A 15,033-nucleotide genomic window follows, 5' to 3' on the forward strand; every position below is an offset into this window, starting at 1 on the left:
AGATTGTTACTTGTGGTTAATTAAGTTGATAGTTAACGAACTTGTATTTAAGACAACATATCTGTCTCTTAACTCAGTCCCAAAGCAATCAAGTTTTAATTGAAGATTTCAATTTTTTATTCAATAAAATCGACTGTACACTTAAGGATTCATAGTATATCTATCAGTCCTAGCACAGATTTTTAAATTGCAACTTATGAACAATTATGATCATTGTTTATATGTATGTTTGGTAAGGAGCGAACTACCAGCGCTTAACCAACTGGTGGCTAGATTAAACTAAGTTCTTTCAGAACCACTGCTAACTTTTGACTGACTTCTAAATCAGCTTCACATAGCGGCGGACGAGTTGAACCAACCTCCCAACCTTGAAGTTTCAGTGCTTTTTTCACTGGAATGGGATTTGAAGTGAGAAATAGAGCTTTAAACAACGGGAACAGTTGGAGATGAATGTCGCTTGCTACCTCAATTTTCCCTGCATTAAAAGCTTGGATCATCTGCTGTAGTTGGTTTCCTACCAGATGAGAAGCCACACTTACCACACCCTTTGCCCCGATCGCTAACAAGGGCAAAGTCATGTAATCATCACCAGAATAGATGTGGAATTCTTTTGGTGTCAAGCGACGAATTTCACTTGCCTGATCTATATTACCAGTAGATTCTTTAATCCCGACAATATTGCTCACCTCAGCTAACCGGGCAACTGTTTCTGGCTGAAGGTTTTGTCCGGTACGACCTGGGACATTATATAACAACAACGGTAGGTCGGGACAGGCTTGTGCTATGGCCTTAAAGTGCGCTTCCAATCCTGCTTGTGGAGGTTTGTTGTAATAAGGAACAACTTGTAAGGAACCATGTACTCCTATCTTAGACGCTTTTTGGGTGGCTGCGATCGCTTCTTGGGTGGAATTGGAACCACAACCGGCAATTACCTTGGCTTTTCCGGCCACGGACTGCAATACTTCCACAAACAACTGGTATTCTTCATCCCAACTAAGCGTCGGGGATTCTCCTGTTGTGCCGCACATCACCAATGTATCTGTACCATTGTTAGCTAGATGCGCCGCCAGTTCTGCCGCTAAATCATAGTTGACACTACCATCTACTTTAAATGGCGTAATCATCGCGGTTAAAACATTGCCAAAATCTCCCACCCTTTTTTCACTCCTGATGACCCATGTTTTTGTATCTTGGTGGTTTTCTATTGTAATAACCTATCTGCAAATTGCTTTCAAGTGTCCTTTGTCATTTGTCCTTTGTCATTTGTCCTTTGTTAGTTAACCAATGACTAATGACCAATGACCAATGACTAATGACTAATAGCTAATGGTTTGAGTAGATTTTTCTCTATTAACAACTCGGCTATTTGTACCGCATTCAATGCTGCGCCTTTGCGAATTTGGTCGCCACATAACCATAATTCCAAGCCACAAGGATGGGAAATATCCTGACGAATTCTTCCCACTAGAACTTCATCTCGACCTGTTGCTTCAATAGGCATCGGAAAATGATTTGTTCCCCAATCTTCGACCAATTTTACTCCAGGGGAGGAATTTAAAATTTCTCTGGCTTCCTTTGCACTAAAGGGAGTTTCAAATTCTAAATTAATGGCTTCTGAGTGGGCACGGAGTACGGGAACCCGTATACAGGTCGCAGTGATTCTGATTTGCTGCGTGCCAAATATTTTTCGGGTTTCGTTGACCATTTTCATTTCTTCCTCACAATAACCCAAATCGTTTAATGGGGAGTTATGTGGGAATAAATTAAATGCCAATGGGTAAGGCAATATTTCGGCAAGTGGTGGCTGTCCTTGTAGTATAGCGCTTGTTTGAGTTTTCACTTCTGCCATTGCTCTAGCACCAGCACCACTAGCAGATTGGTAGGTTGCAGCCACAATGCGTTGCACTGGTTTAATTTTATGCAATGGCCATACTGCTACAGCCATTAAAATTGTTGTGCAATTGGGGTTAGCAATAATGCCTTGGTGATTAGCTGCGGCTAGTGGATTCACTTCTGGCACTACTAAGGGAACTTCCGGGTTCATCCGAAAGGCGCTGGAGTTGTCAATTACCACTGCGCCCTTTTCGACGGCAATTGCTGCCCAAGTTTTGGATGTGGAACCACCTGCACTAGCAAGTACTATATCAACGTTTTCAAAGGCGCGATCGCAAACTTGCTCTACTGGTATATTTTCACCTTTAAACTGTAGCGATCGCCCGACACTCCGCTCTGATGCCAATAACTTTAAGTCAGCAACCGCAAAATTACGGCTTTCTAATAATTCCAGCAACTCAGTACCAACTGCACCAGTTGCTCCCAAAATAGCTACACGATAGGATTTCGACAAACTTGCTTCCTCCTTTAAGAGACTTACCTGCAATTTCTTGGAACCATTGACAATTTACTTATATTAAATAGCGATCGCAGTCTGGAAATACATTTTGAATAGGTTTAGATTTTTCTCTAATTTAGTCGATCTTTATAGACCTAATATATTTATTTTTTTGGCTATTTTAAGTTAAGTGATGTTGCATTCTACAACAATGGCTATCTGATTTTTCCATCGATTTAAACTATACATTATTATACAAGAAATCGCCATTTAGCAGAAAAATGTACATATCTGCACTTAAATGTTTAACACCCGTCCCAGCAATGTGAACAATCGTCTTGGTTGCAAACTTGTTTACCAAGATGATGAATATACTAGGATGGAAATGCATAAAACCAGCACAGCATAAAACTGAGCTATGCGGTTACTTATATAGATCCGCTCTCGTACCACAAGTTAATAATAGCTAGACTCAATACTATAACTTTAACTTGGGGGTACTAACCCAAGGCTATTTCATTCTAGACATAAAACACCCGGAACTTCAGTTTCGGGGTAATATACTTTGCGCGGGCATAACTTGAGCTAAACCTGATTCATTTTGGATTTTAAATTTTAGGTTTTAGATTTGGGATTGGGTCTTGTGTTGCGGGAACAAAGCGCAGTTTATGCCAGTGTGTAGTATAGTTAAAGTCCCTTCAAACGGACTTTAACCTTTTCTCAGTCGTCTTGAGACGACTTTGGCTATTAGACTCAGAATTCATTCTGAGGCGGGCTAGATGAGAATGAAATAGCCCTGGGTACTAACCACTCGCTGAGAACCAGGATATCACGGCCTTAGCCCACTGAATAATTAATTCCTAAGTTTCGGAGGGAATGGGGAGTGGGGATGAGGGGACAAGGGGGAATTATTGAACAAGTCTCTTCCTTGTCTCTTTTCCATCCCCAATGCCCCATTAACCAAATTGTGATCAAGGTAAAATGTCAAGTCCTTGGTCATTGGCAGTAAACTGGATCTTTGCCCCAGGACAAACATCCATCCTTGGATGTCATCAGACCTTTTGGCAAACTCCCATTGCCCCTAAGAGACATCAAGCCATAAACGCAAACAATTATTTGATTGCGTCTTGTGTGTACTCGGAGTATAAAATACCAGAAAACTAGAGACGAAGCATGAAAGTCACCCAGGAAAAACTTCCCGCCAGCCAAATTGGCCTGGAAATAGAGATTACGCCGGAAATTACCAAGCAAACTTACGAACAGGTCATTAAAAACTTAGCGAGTACTGCCAATATTCCTGGGTTTCGTAAAGGCAAGGTGCCTCGGCCGATATTACTACAACGGCTGGGGACAACTCGAATCAAGGCAGCGGCGCTGGAAGAACTAATTCAAGATGGCATTGAGCAAGCAGTCAAACAAGAAGCCATCCCCGCAATCGGTCAGCCCCAATTACGCTCGTCTTTTGAGGATTTGATTAAGAATTATGAACCGGGAAAACCTCTGACAATTTCGGCTGCTGTCGATGTAGAACCAGAAGTAAATCTAGTTCAGTACACTGATTTGCTTGTCCAAGCGGAAGAAGTCAAGTTCGATCCAGAGCGAGTGGAGAACACGCTGGATAAGGAACGTCAAGAATTGGCGACATTAATTCCTGTAGAAGGACGTCCAGCCCAAATTGGCGATATTGCCGTAGTTGATTTTAAAGGTTCATTCGCCAGAGTTGAGGGAGAAGAGGAAGCAGCCGAACTAGAACCGATTCCCGGAGCTGAAGCAAGTGATTTTCAAGTTGAGTTACAGGAAGATAAATTTATTCCCGGCTTTATTTCGGGAATAGTGGGGATGAATCCGGAAGAAACCAGAGAAATTGCGGCGCAGTTCCCAGATCCTTATGCTAATGAAGACTTAGCTGGAAAAGCAGCAACTTTCACAGTGACACTCAAAGAACTGAAGGAAAAGGAGCTACCAGAAGTAAATGACGATTTCGCCCAAGAAATCAGCGATTTTGACACCTTGGAGCAGTTACGCACTTCTTTGGTAGAGCGGTATCAAAAAGAGGCGGACGACAAAACAAAAGCAAATAAGCAGGAAGCCTTCTTAACGGAACTGCTCAAGCACGTAGAAGTTGACTTACCAGCAACATTGATTGAGCAAGAAGTGGATGCAATGCTAACGCAAACAGCAATGCGGCTGTCTCAGCAAGGATTAGATGTCAGAAAGTTGTTTACTCAAGATATTATTCCTCAATTGCGGGAGCGATCGCGTACTGAAGCAATTGAACGCATCAAACGCTCCTTGTCCTTACGGGAAGTTGGTAAACGTGAAGCGATCGAGGTAACACCAGCAGAAATCGCAGCCAGAGTCACAGAACTTTTGGAACAGTACCCGGAGGAACAAGACGTTGATGAAGATAAACTGCGCTCAATCGTGGAAAACGAATTATTAACCGAAAAAACCATTGATTGGCTTTTAGAACACTCCTCAGTTGAACTTGTACCCGAAGGTTCCTCGAGTCCAGTAGAAGAAACGGAAGTTGCAGAATCTGATGTTGATGCTGATGCACCTCAGACTGAGGAAGAAAGCAGCGAAGCTTCTACAGAAGTCACAGAAGGATAGTCAAATCCCACAGCATGAGTTCACCAGTTCTGAGTTAAAGTACTGGTGAAATGGGTAAGGTAAGGGAGATGAGGGAGATGGGGGAGATGAGGGAGATGGGGGAGATGGGGGAGATGGGGGAGAAATAACCAATACCGTATGCCCAATGCCCCATGCCCAATGACTCAGAGTCAAAATAATGAAATAATTAATGAGTTTTCGGCAAATAGTGACACACGTTATCGCCTCGGCTTGATACTGTCTTACACGAGAGGAAATTATATAAGGCATAATGGTTAACACGTAGCTTAATAAAAATTCCATTCGTTGAAAAGGCAGCAGATGCTGCTGAAACATTTGTCCTAAATTATCGTCAAAGAAGGCTTGTATGCTTGAATCGCAGTCGGGAAATTCCCCCATCAGCAACTTAAGTCGAATAAACATTAATTCTCAGTTGAGCAGCCCTAGCAACATCGTGCCGATGGTGATAGAGCAATCTGGCATGGGAGAAAGGGCTTTCGACATCTACTCTCGCCTGCTGCGAGAGCGGATTATCTTTTTAGGAACGCCAATAGACGATGCCGTAGCCAACTCAATTGTGGCTCAATTGCTATTCCTAGACGCCGAAGACTCAGAAAAAGACATCCAACTGTATGTTAATTCTCCTGGCGGCTCCGTCTACGCAGGGATGGCAATCTATGATACAATACAGCAAATTCGCCCTGATGTTGTTACCATCTGTTTTGGATTAGCCGCGAGCATGGGGGCATTTTTGTTGACAGCAGGAGCTGCCGGTAAGCGAATGTCTCTGCCCGACTCCCGGATTATGATTCACCAACCACTTGGTGGCGCTCAAGGTCAAGCTATTGACATTGAAATTCAAGCCAGAGAAATTCTTTACGTTAAGGCTAAGTTGAATCAGTTAATGGCTCACCATACTGGTCAACCCTTAGAAAGAATTGAAGCAGATACTGAGCGCGACTTTTTTATGTCGGCAGAAGAGGCAAAAAACTACGGTTTGATTGATCAGGTCATTTCCAGGCAAAATCTTCCCGTGGCAGGGGAAAACGTCACCATTCTGAAATAAGAGGCTGGTATGTCTAAGTACGACTCCCATTTAAAATGTTCATTTTGTGGCAAGTCTCAAGAGCAGGTGCGTAAGTTAATCGCAGGGCCGGGAGTCTACATCTGCGATGAATGCGTTGACTTGTGTAATGAAATCCTAGACGAGGAGTTACTCGATACCAGTGGTGCGGCAGCACAACCAGCACCAAGGGCAGAACCACCTCAAAAACGGCGTACCCACTCTGCTAGTATTTCCTTTAATCAAATACCCAAGCCCAGAGAGATTAAAAAGTATCTAGACGAACACGTCATTGGTCAAGACGAAGCGAAGAAAGTTCTGTCAGTGGCTGTTTACAATCACTACAAGCGGCTGGCAGTAATTCAGTCTAAAACCAGTGGTAAATCTGGGGCGGATGATGCGATAGAACTGCAAAAATCTAACATTTTGTTAATTGGCCCGACTGGTTGCGGTAAAACTTTGTTAGCGCAGACCCTAGCGAAAATCTTGGATGTACCCTTTGCTGTCGCCGATGCGACGACGCTGACGGAAGCGGGGTATGTGGGAGAAGATGTGGAAAATATCTTGCTGCGACTGTTGCAGGTGGCAGATTTGGATATAGAGGAAGCGCAACGGGGAATTATTTACATTGATGAAATTGACAAAATTGCTCGTAAAAGCGAGAACACATCAATTACCCGCGATGTTTCGGGCGAAGGCGTACAGCAAGCTTTGCTGAAAATGTTAGAGGGAACGATCGCTAACGTACCACCCCAAGGAGGACGCAAGCATCCTTATCAAGACTGCATCCAGATTGATACAAGTAATATTTTGTTCGTCTGTGGTGGTGCCTTCGGGGGCTTAGAAAAGATTGTAGACCAGAGAGTTGGCAAAAAAGCAATAGGTTTTGTGCAACCGGGAGAAGGGCAATCGAAGGAAAAACGAGCAGCAGATACTCTCCGTCATCTAGAACCGGATGATTTAGTCAAATTTGGCATGATTCCAGAATTTATTGGGCGCGTGCCAATGGTAGCAGTAGTAGATCCCCTAGATGAAGAAGCGCTGATGGCGATTCTCACTCAACCACGCAGTGCCTTAGTGAAGCAGTACCAAAAGCTGCTGAAGATGGATAATGTCCAGTTAGATTTTAAAGCAGATGCTTTACGAGCGATCGCTCAAGAAGCTTACCGCCGTAAAACTGGTGCCAGAGCATTACGTGGTATTGTCGAAGAATTGATGTTGGATGTAATGTATGAGTTACCATCCCGTAAGGATGTGACACGCTGTACAGTTACAAGGGAAATGGTCGAGAAGCGATCAACAGCAGAACTGATAATACATCCATCTTCACTACCAAAGCCAGAATCTGCTTAATAGTCATTAGTCATTGGTCATTAGTCATTGGTCATTGGTGAAAAACTAAGGAACAATAACCATGTACCAGGGACAAATGACAACTGACAAAGGACAAATGACTAATGCCTTATATTAATGTTCGTGGCGTTGAGCATTACTACCAATGGATCAAAAAACCATCCGGTTATCTGGTTAAACCAGTGATGGTTTTCATGCACGGTTGGGCTGGTTCGGCTAGATATTGGCAAAATACTGCTGATGCTTTATCGGAGCAATTTGATTGTTTACTCTACGATTTGCGGGGATTTGGCCGTTCTCGCGGGAAGCCAACCATAGCGCAAGCAAGTGAAGCTGTTGCTGAGTCGCAATCCCCCCAGGAAGAATTAGAGGCAATCAAAGAGCTAACCTATGAATTAGAGGAATATGCTGATGATTTGGCAGCTTTGCTAGATGGGTTGCATATTCACCGTGTCTACATCCATGCTCATTCAATGGGTGCATCTGTTGCCACTTTATTTTTTAACCGCTACCCCCAACGAGTAGAACGAGGAATTTTAACTTGTAGCGGCATTTTTGAGTACGACGAAAAATCTTTTAGTGCTTTTCATAAATTTGGTGGCTATGTAGTGAAATTCCGTCCCAAATGGTTGAGCAAAATTCCATTTGTTGACCGGATGTTTATGGCCAGATTTTTATATAGTTCCATACCACATTCTGAGCGTCAAGCTTTTTTGCAAGATTTTCTCGAAGCAGATTACGATGCAGCTTTAGGTACAATTTTTACTTCAGTCAGTAAAGCTCAAGCTGAATTGATGCCCCTTGAGTTTGCCAAGCTGACAGTACCAACTCTACTGGTGGCGGGGGAGTATGACAAGATTATTCCAGCCGAAATGGGGCGTCAAGCAGCCGCACTGAGTGACAAAGTGGAATTTGTGATGATTCCTAACACAGCGCATTTCCCAATGTTGGAAGATGCACCAACTTATTTGCGAGGGGTACAGGAGTTTTTACGAGTTTCTATAATAGAACCGCAAGAGAGTTAACTTATTTTTTGGGCAGGCTGACACAAAGGGGGAGAGGTTTGGAAAGGGTTTATAGTACAATACGCTTGGGTTAAGGCTAAAACTCAATACGGTTCACAAAAGGCTGAAACTCTTTTTTTTACGAACCACAGAGGCGCAGAGAACACAGAGAGAAGAGAGAAGGAGGAAATGCTTAACCCAAGTGTATTGGGCTAAAACTCTGTTACAAAATCAATTTTTTAACGAACCGCCTTCGCGCAGCGTCTCGTAGAGAAGACGCCAAGGACACAGAGAGAAGAAAGAAATGCCTAACTGAACTGTGTTGGTTTATAGTATATTTTAGAGGATGTTTTAAAAGTCTTTTTATCGGTAGCAAAACGTTTTAGATCCCCCTAAATCCCCCTTAAAAAAGGGGACTTTGATTCCGGTTCCCCCCTTTTTAAGGGGGGTTAGGGGGGATCTAAAAGTGCCTAAAATCACAGCCAACCACTTTTAAAACATCCTCTTAGGACTTTTCAAACATCCTCTTAGAAAGTCTTGATAAACTTCACAACATAATTTTAGTTGCTATTTAATCAATGAACTTTTAAAAAAGTTACACGATTATGTATCGTGCTGAAATATGTGGTGCGATTCGTTCTGGATAAATCCATTCTTGAGACACTCGTTACCTTTTTTGGGTCACGGTTAGTTGCAAAATGTTATTTTCGGATAGCTTGGATAAATTCGGCAACAGCGTCGTACTGGTCGGGATGTGCGATATATTGCACTAACAATGCAGGGTCTAAATCTGGGAAGAAACCACTACGCTTTACTTCTTCATACTCGCCAGCCGAATTTAAACTAAATATCTTTATCTGGTCAGATTTCCAAAACCAAACTTCAGGCACTTTCTTGGGTTTGTATAACTCTTTTCGGTTAATAGTGCCACTAGTAACAATAACTTCAATAACAATGTCTGGCGTTTCTTTATTGCTGCCAATGCAGTAAGATTCATCTGGTGTGCCAGAAGCATACCCAGGTTCTTCTAGAGTAAAACCTCCACGACCGTAGAACCGGATTACTAACTCTCTCATGTAAGCTTCTAGCAAGTATCCAAGAGTTGTTTTCACGTACTCATGTTTATCTCCAATGGGCGACATAATTTCTAATATTCCTAACAAATAGGAGAGTCGGACATTGCGGTTGTCCTTTAACTGTGCCTCAATACCTTTAAATTCCTCCCAAGAAACATCTGCGACGGTCACTAGTTTCTCTTGTATGGGATGGTCTAGAAGTGGGATACTCATATTGCCTCTCAACAGTTCCTTTATTGCATGATTGATAAGTAGCTGAGTAAGTAGCTCGGCACAATTAAACCTAACTGGGTAAGGCTGTCATTTGTCATTGGTCATTAGTAAGGGTTTTAAGCTTATTTATGTTTCGTAATATAGTTGGGTTTTTTCGCACCAACGTACTTAAATCAATATATAGCAATCCTAAATGAGTGGTGAAAAATATAAAATTTGAAACCGAACCGCAAAGTACGCTAAGGGCGCAAAGGGAAGAAAGAAAAAAGAGATATATAATTTTCACAAATGATTTAGGATTACTATAGATGTTTCTACCCTGCTATAATTATCTTTGGATTAACTTAAACCCAGTTCTCGTTTTAGCAAATTAATCGAGTTAGTGCCGATATAATTTTCAACCTTAATCAGCTTTGGTGGACGAATAATATCTTCGTCAGATGCTTGGACGGCTGCTTGCACTGCCGCAAAACTGGCTTGATCGCTTATGATGACCTCAGCCCGTTTAACCATAGCCTGAAGTTTATAAGCATCTTTTGGTTGCGAAGTCATTACCAGTAGTTCATCACCCCGCAAACCGTGGAGGATGACTTCTGCTGCTCGTGCAATCCCGGAACTAAGGCTAACTATGCCTACACAGTTTTCTTTTGGTAAGGTTTTTAAGAGGTTGAGTTCTTTGCTGTAGTCGTAGATATCTAGAGGAATTACTCGTGCAGCTTTTGGAGCTGCGATCGCTTCCACATTACTGATAAAATACCGACTGGTAACTACTGTCGCTGAGGTAGTTTTATCTAGCACAGCTGTTAATTCTTCCATTGCTACCAACTGGACTGGGATTTTTAGCGATCGCTCTAATTCATATACCATCAGCTCACCAGCACCCATGTCATAAGATGGAACTGCAACTAATACCCGCGCACTACAACGCAAGCGCCAGTCAATTTCCGCTAAAAATAGCTCTCTAGCTTGATTTAGTGAACATCCTTGTGAGAGCAACTCGTCAAGTGCTTGCTGGACAACTTGATAGGCATCAGGATTTTGTTGGAGAATTGGTGATTGCAGCCTGCTACCGCCCTCATGACCTTGGGCGCGAACATAAATACCTGAACCAGCCATACTTTCAACAAATCCGTCTTCCTCTAGTTGACGGTAAACTTTGCTTATGGTATTGCGGTGTAACCCTGTTTGCATTGCCAGCGCCCGTGTGCTTGGTAATTTGTAAGCAGGGGGATATTGCCGAGAAGCGATCGCAAATCGGATTTGATTAAACAGCTGGGTTGATGCGGGAATTTCGCTGTCTGGCTGAATACGGAATTGAATCATCAGCAAACCTCCTGAATACTAAGTGGGGAGTGAGAAGTGGGGAGTGGGGAGTAGGGAGTGTTGCTTTCCTACTCAGCACTTTTAACTCAGCACTCTTTGGGTGTCTAGCTGTATTTGCTACATATCAAAAATTTTATTTACCCATGAAGTTTTTCTGGTACAAATTTCTAATGCGTTCATTATTGGTAATTGATAATTTAATTGGAAATAACCTGGGCATACTGGCATAGTTATATCAAATAAACACACGGTTAGTTCTATAGCACTGGTAAAAATTATTATGACAGAGCAAGCAATAGTTACCACAACAGTTAATCTTTTGCAAGATGATATTCAAGTGTCTGCTTATTTGGCAGAGCCAAAAGCATCTGGAGCTTACCCAGGAATCGTGGTATTGCAGGAAATTTTTGGTGTCAACGTTCACATTCGGGAAGTTACAGAACGGATTGCTCAACTTGGGTATGTAGCGATCGCACCGGCACTTTTTCAACGGATTGCTCCTGGTTTTGAAACCGGATACACACCCGAAGATATTGAAACGGGTAGAGGCTACGCCACGCAAACTCAAGCCTCAGAATTATTGAGCGATATTCAACTAGCAATTGACTACCTCAAAAATCTGCCTCAAGTGAAAAAAGATGGTTTTGGCTGTATTGGCTTCTGCTTTGGCGGTCATGTCGCATATCTTGCAGCCAGTTTGCCAGATATTAAAGCTACGGCTTCCTTCTACGGTGCTTTAATTACCACCCTTACACCCGGAGGTGGCGCTCCTACCCTCACCCGCACCAGAGAAATAACAGGTACTCTCTATGCCTTCTTTGGTACAGAAGATGCTAGCATCCCAGCCGAACAAGTCGATGAGATTGAAGCAGAGTTAGAAAAATATAAAATTCCTCATCGTGTGTTTCGCTACGATGGAGCTGACCACGGATTTTTCTGTGACCATCGTGGCAGTTATAATCCTAAAGCTGCGGCAGATGCTTGGGAGCAAGTGAAACAACTGTTTAGTCAACTAAACTGAAGCATACACAGCCAAGTTTGTCATTAGTCATTGGTCACTTGTACTGAGCTTAGTCGAAGTATTGGTCACTTGTACTGAGCGACTCCCCCTGAGCGCAGTCGTTCGCGTAGCGTCCCGCAGGGAAGGGAGTCGAAGTATTAGTGAATAACAAAGGACAAATGACAAATGACAAATGACAATTTAAACTTCAGTTGCACCATATCAAATAAAAACTAATCTTCAAAAGTCATGAATTCCGAATCGAAACTTTCTCAAACAGCCAATTCGTCGTTTACAATGGACGATTTTGCCAAAGCGCTAGAAAAACACGACTACCAGTTTCAAAAGGGACAGGTTGTACATGGCAAAGTGTTCCAACTTGACCATGATGGAGCTTATGTCGATATTGGTGGTAAGTCGTCAGCTTTTCTGCCGCGCGATGAGGCTTCTTTGAGAGCAGTTACCGATTTATCGGAGGTGCTGCCATTGCAAGAAGAAATGCAGTTTTTGATTATCCGAGATCAGGATGCAGAAGGTCAGGTTACCCTTTCTCGCAAGCAGTTGGAAATTCAGCACATCTGGGAAAGATTGGCCGAAATGCAGGAAAATGCTCAGACTGTGCAAGTACGGGTTATGGGTGTGAATAAAGGTGGTGTCACCGTCGATATTTTGTCTTTGCGGGGATTTATTCCGCGATCGCACCTCGCCGAGCGTGATAATTTAGAAGCGCTCAAAGGTCAAAATCTGACTGTGGGTTTTTTGGAAATTAATAAAAACACCAATAAACTCATCCTTTCCCAGCGATTAGCAACTCGTTCTAGCAACTTCAGTTTATTAGAACTAGGTCAACTGGTGGAAGGCAAAGTTACTGGCATCAAACCTTTTGGTGTGTTTGTCGATTTAAATGGTATGGGGGCTTTACTTCATATCAAGCAGGTAAGCCAAAAATTCATCGAATCTTTAGAAAAGGTATTTCAAGTTGGTCAGCCAATTAAAGCTGTAATTATTGACTTGGATGAGGGTAAAGGGCGGGTTGCCCTTTCTACCAGAGTTTTGGAAAACTTCCCTGGCGAAGTGCTAGAGAATATGGATGAGGTGATGGCTTCGGCTGAGGCGCGTGCCAATAGATCTAATAACAAAGCTTCTGAATAGTTTTGAGGTGGGCTGTTTGTATAAAGCGTTTAAATTCCCATCTGAAACAATTTGGAATTTTGAATTTTGAACAGAAATGTTCTCCCGCAGTCCCCACCTAAAAATACTTGGAAATGTTTACATTTTAGGTGGGGTTAGGGAGAACCAAAATAAAAGTGAATCTTGATTGTAGTAGAATAACACTGGTACGGCAAAGCGAAATTTCGTAGAGGCACGACCATTTACAGCAATTATTTATTTAGGAATTGCTAGTTTTTCTGGGGTTTGGGTAGACAAAAGTTTCTACGATGCACTGAGGACGCCAGTATGCCTGGAAACGCTTAGAAGTCTTTTGGCTTCAAAAGCGCAAGAATCCCCAACCATAATCGCAAGATTTGGTTGGCGGTGCGTTCAAAGATGATTATTAGACATCTGGTGAAATTAATTATGCGTTAGCTGAAACCCTTGTAGAGACGTTGCATTGCAACGTCTCTACATTCGTTTTCACCAGATGTCTATTGGGGATTGCCTTGTTGACGGCGTGAAGGAGCATTTTGACGGAATTGATCTAATTTTTGTCGCTGTTCGGGGGTGAAGACTGCTTGAATCTGTTGTTTTTCAGACTCGCGGATTTGTCGGATTTGGGTTTTCTGTGCTTCAGTCAGATTTAAGTCAGCAAAACCACCCTTTCCTAGACGTTCGCCTGCTTGCCGTTGAGCCTGACGTGCTTGTTTTATCGCCTCTAACTTGGTCTTTTGTTCTGGGGTTAAAACTGCTTCAAATTTGGTGCGGCTATCACGACGAATTGCTTGAATTTGGTTTTTTTGTGCATCTGTTAAACCCAAGTCTTTCCAAGGCCCCCTTTCTTTTTGGGGCGTTTGTGCAAGTAAGACGGGTGAAGGAGAGGCTGTTTGAGCGTTAACAGCAAAGGAGGTTGCAGTTAAAGTTAGAGCGAGAGCGCAAGGCGCACACTTCGTGAACGCTCCAGCAACTAATGATAATGCTTTGAGTTTCATTACTTTCTGGTGGTTTTTTCCTGGTTGGATGTCACTATCATAAGAATTTATATTCAGTAGTCACATGAGCAGAAAGTCATGGTTTTACCCATGACTTTAGTCATGATTGGATTTTGACAAATATGACTGACAATAAATAAATAGTTAGGAGTTAGGAGTTAGGAGTTAGGAGTTAGGAGTTTGAAATTTCCCCCTTCCCGCATCGGGAAGGGGGTTAGGGGGCTAGGTTTTCTTCGGCTTTACTTCTAACTTTTAAGACCCTATTTATAAAGTAAATATTAAGTAGGGTGTGTTACGGCTGTGTAGGAATTTGAGGGTTTGAGATAGTCTAATTTAGCCGCAGGGCACCATATCTCCAGGTGCGTTACGCGCTGCTTTAAGGCATCCGACAATTTAAGGTTTACTTTATAAATGGTCTCTAACTCGTAAATTCTAACTCTTAACTTGCAATTCGCAACTCATTCATAACTGGAGCGAAGTGACTTATGAATCGCCCAATTCAAATTAATAAACATCCTTTTCCGTCTCTGCTTTATCTGGAGTGGACGCTATTAGGGATCACTGCATTGACGGCAGTTATACCACCTCCGTTAAGGCATTTTCGTCCTAAGCCCCCAGAACTATCAATTTGTAGTGCATTTCCAGACTTATCAGTTTGTAGCATATTGCCAGAACTATCAATTTATAGTCTGATTATTTTTGCGTTAATGGGCTTAAGATTACCCAGGAAGAACCAGACCTCTAAGGTAATCTACACAGCTATTGAAATTTTAATGATTTTAATAAAAATCGCTGTCATAAGTAATCTCTCCAACGACAGAAGCTTGGGGTTGATCATTACCTAAAACGGCACACTCGACTTCTCTAGCGACGACACCAGCTTCTACAACTAGTCGGCGGTCATAACTG

The 15,033-nt window shown here is 42.6% G+C and carries 12 protein-coding genes and 1 pseudogene; 6 read left to right on the forward strand and 7 right to left on the reverse strand.

The window, feature by feature from the left end:
- Window positions 1-269 precede the first annotated feature (269 nt).
- Both dapA and LC605_RS08310 read right to left on the reverse strand, forming a co-directional pair.
- Entirely contained in the window at window positions 270-1,154 is an 885-nt protein-coding gene (gene dapA, locus LC605_RS08305; protein WP_229547093.1) for a 4-hydroxy-tetrahydrodipicolinate synthase, read from the reverse strand.
- 155 nt (window positions 1,155-1,309) lie between these two features.
- Window positions 1,310-2,347, reverse strand: coding sequence for an aspartate-semialdehyde dehydrogenase (locus LC605_RS08310; protein WP_229547094.1), 1,038 nt, complete (start codon window positions 2,345-2,347; stop codon window positions 1,310-1,312).
- A gap of 1,158 nt (window positions 2,348-3,505) precedes the next feature.
- Between LC605_RS08310 and tig the strand changes: the two genes are divergently transcribed.
- A complete protein-coding gene (tig, locus tag LC605_RS08315) occupies window positions 3,506-4,945 on the forward strand; it encodes a trigger factor (protein WP_229547095.1) in 1,440 nt (479 codons plus the stop codon).
- Here tig and LC605_RS08320 read toward each other — a convergent pair whose 3' ends face one another.
- Entirely contained in the window at window positions 4,946-5,281 is a 336-nt protein-coding gene (locus tag LC605_RS08320; RefSeq protein WP_229547096.1) for a hypothetical protein, read from the reverse strand.
- 31 nt (window positions 5,282-5,312) lie between these two features.
- On the opposite strand from LC605_RS08320, the gene clpP reads away from it, so the two are divergent.
- The 3 genes from clpP (at window position 5,313) to LC605_RS08335 (ending at window position 8,386) form a co-directional block, all read left to right on the forward strand.
- Window positions 5,313-6,011 (forward strand): ATP-dependent Clp endopeptidase proteolytic subunit ClpP, encoded by a 699-nt coding sequence (gene clpP / locus LC605_RS08325; RefSeq protein ID WP_104905916.1) that lies wholly within the window; start codon window positions 5,313-5,315, stop codon window positions 6,009-6,011.
- 9 nt (window positions 6,012-6,020) lie between these two features.
- Complete coding sequence (clpX, locus tag LC605_RS08330) at window positions 6,021-7,361, forward strand: ATP-dependent protease ATP-binding subunit ClpX (RefSeq protein ID WP_229547097.1); 1,341 nt, start codon at window positions 6,021-6,023, stop codon at window positions 7,359-7,361.
- A 104-nt stretch (window positions 7,362-7,465) separates the two neighbouring features.
- A complete protein-coding gene (locus LC605_RS08335; RefSeq protein WP_229547098.1) occupies window positions 7,466-8,386 on the forward strand; it encodes an alpha/beta fold hydrolase in 921 nt (306 codons plus the stop codon).
- A 680-nt stretch (window positions 8,387-9,066) separates the two neighbouring features.
- On the opposite strand, the gene LC605_RS08340 is transcribed toward LC605_RS08335, so the two are convergent.
- Both LC605_RS08340 and LC605_RS08345 read right to left on the reverse strand, forming a co-directional pair.
- A complete protein-coding gene (locus LC605_RS08340) occupies window positions 9,067-9,654 on the reverse strand; it encodes a Uma2 family endonuclease (protein ID WP_229547099.1) in 588 nt (195 codons plus the stop codon).
- 339 nt (window positions 9,655-9,993) lie between these two features.
- Entirely contained in the window at window positions 9,994-10,977 is a 984-nt protein-coding gene (locus LC605_RS08345) for a GntR family transcriptional regulator (protein ID WP_229547100.1), read from the reverse strand.
- A gap of 280 nt (window positions 10,978-11,257) precedes the next feature.
- Here LC605_RS08345 and LC605_RS08350 point away from each other — a divergent pair, with 280 nt between their 5' ends.
- Together LC605_RS08350 and LC605_RS08355 are read left to right on the forward strand one after the other, a co-directional pair.
- Window positions 11,258-11,998 carry a dienelactone hydrolase family protein gene (locus LC605_RS08350; RefSeq protein ID WP_229547101.1) on the forward strand — a complete coding sequence of 247 codons (741 nt, stop codon included), beginning with the start codon at window positions 11,258-11,260 and terminating at the stop codon, window positions 11,996-11,998.
- A gap of 228 nt (window positions 11,999-12,226) precedes the next feature.
- Window positions 12,227-13,129, forward strand: coding sequence for a S1 RNA-binding domain-containing protein (locus tag LC605_RS08355; protein WP_229547102.1), 903 nt, complete (start codon window positions 12,227-12,229; stop codon window positions 13,127-13,129).
- Between the two features lie 494 nt (window positions 13,130-13,623).
- Here the strand turns inward: LC605_RS08355 and LC605_RS08360 are convergent, their stop codons facing one another.
- Together LC605_RS08360 and LC605_RS08365 are read right to left on the reverse strand one after the other, a co-directional pair.
- On the reverse strand, window positions 13,624-14,124 hold the full coding sequence (locus LC605_RS08360) for a Spy/CpxP family protein refolding chaperone (protein ID WP_229547103.1): 501 nt from the start codon (window positions 14,122-14,124) through the stop codon (window positions 13,624-13,626).
- A gap of 782 nt (window positions 14,125-14,906) precedes the next feature.
- Window positions 14,907-15,033, reverse strand: a pseudogene (locus LC605_RS08365) (D-alanine--D-alanine ligase); the annotation flags it as partial.

The sequence above is a fragment of the Nostoc sp. CHAB 5836 genome, assembly GCF_020829445.1.
GTDB lineage: Bacteria > Cyanobacteriota > Cyanobacteriia > Cyanobacteriales > Nostocaceae > Nostoc.

Excerpts from the sequence above, each read along its gene's own strand:
- tig (WP_229547095.1), top strand. The coding sequence starts at position 3,506 with ATGAAAGTCACCCAGGAAAAACTTCCCGCCAGCCAAATTGGCCTGGAA.
- LC605_RS08320 (WP_229547096.1), bottom strand. The coding sequence starts at position 5,281 with ATGTTTCAGCAGCATCTGCTGCCTTTTCAACGAATGGAATTTTTATTA.
- clpP (WP_104905916.1), top strand. The coding sequence starts at position 5,313 with ATGCTTGAATCGCAGTCGGGAAATTCCCCCATCAGCAACTTAAGTCGA.
- clpX (WP_229547097.1), top strand. The coding sequence starts at position 6,021 with ATGTCTAAGTACGACTCCCATTTAAAATGTTCATTTTGTGGCAAGTCT.
- LC605_RS08335 (WP_229547098.1), top strand. The coding sequence starts at position 7,466 with ATGCCTTATATTAATGTTCGTGGCGTTGAGCATTACTACCAATGGATC.
- LC605_RS08340 (WP_229547099.1), bottom strand. The coding sequence starts at position 9,654 with ATGAGTATCCCACTTCTAGACCATCCCATACAAGAGAAACTAGTGACC.
- LC605_RS08345 (WP_229547100.1), bottom strand. The coding sequence starts at position 10,977 with ATGATTCAATTCCGTATTCAGCCAGACAGCGAAATTCCCGCATCAACC.
- LC605_RS08350 (WP_229547101.1), top strand. The coding sequence starts at position 11,258 with ATGACAGAGCAAGCAATAGTTACCACAACAGTTAATCTTTTGCAAGAT.
- LC605_RS08355 (WP_229547102.1), top strand. The coding sequence starts at position 12,227 with ATGAATTCCGAATCGAAACTTTCTCAAACAGCCAATTCGTCGTTTACA.
- LC605_RS08360 (WP_229547103.1), bottom strand. The coding sequence starts at position 14,124 with ATGAAACTCAAAGCATTATCATTAGTTGCTGGAGCGTTCACGAAGTGT.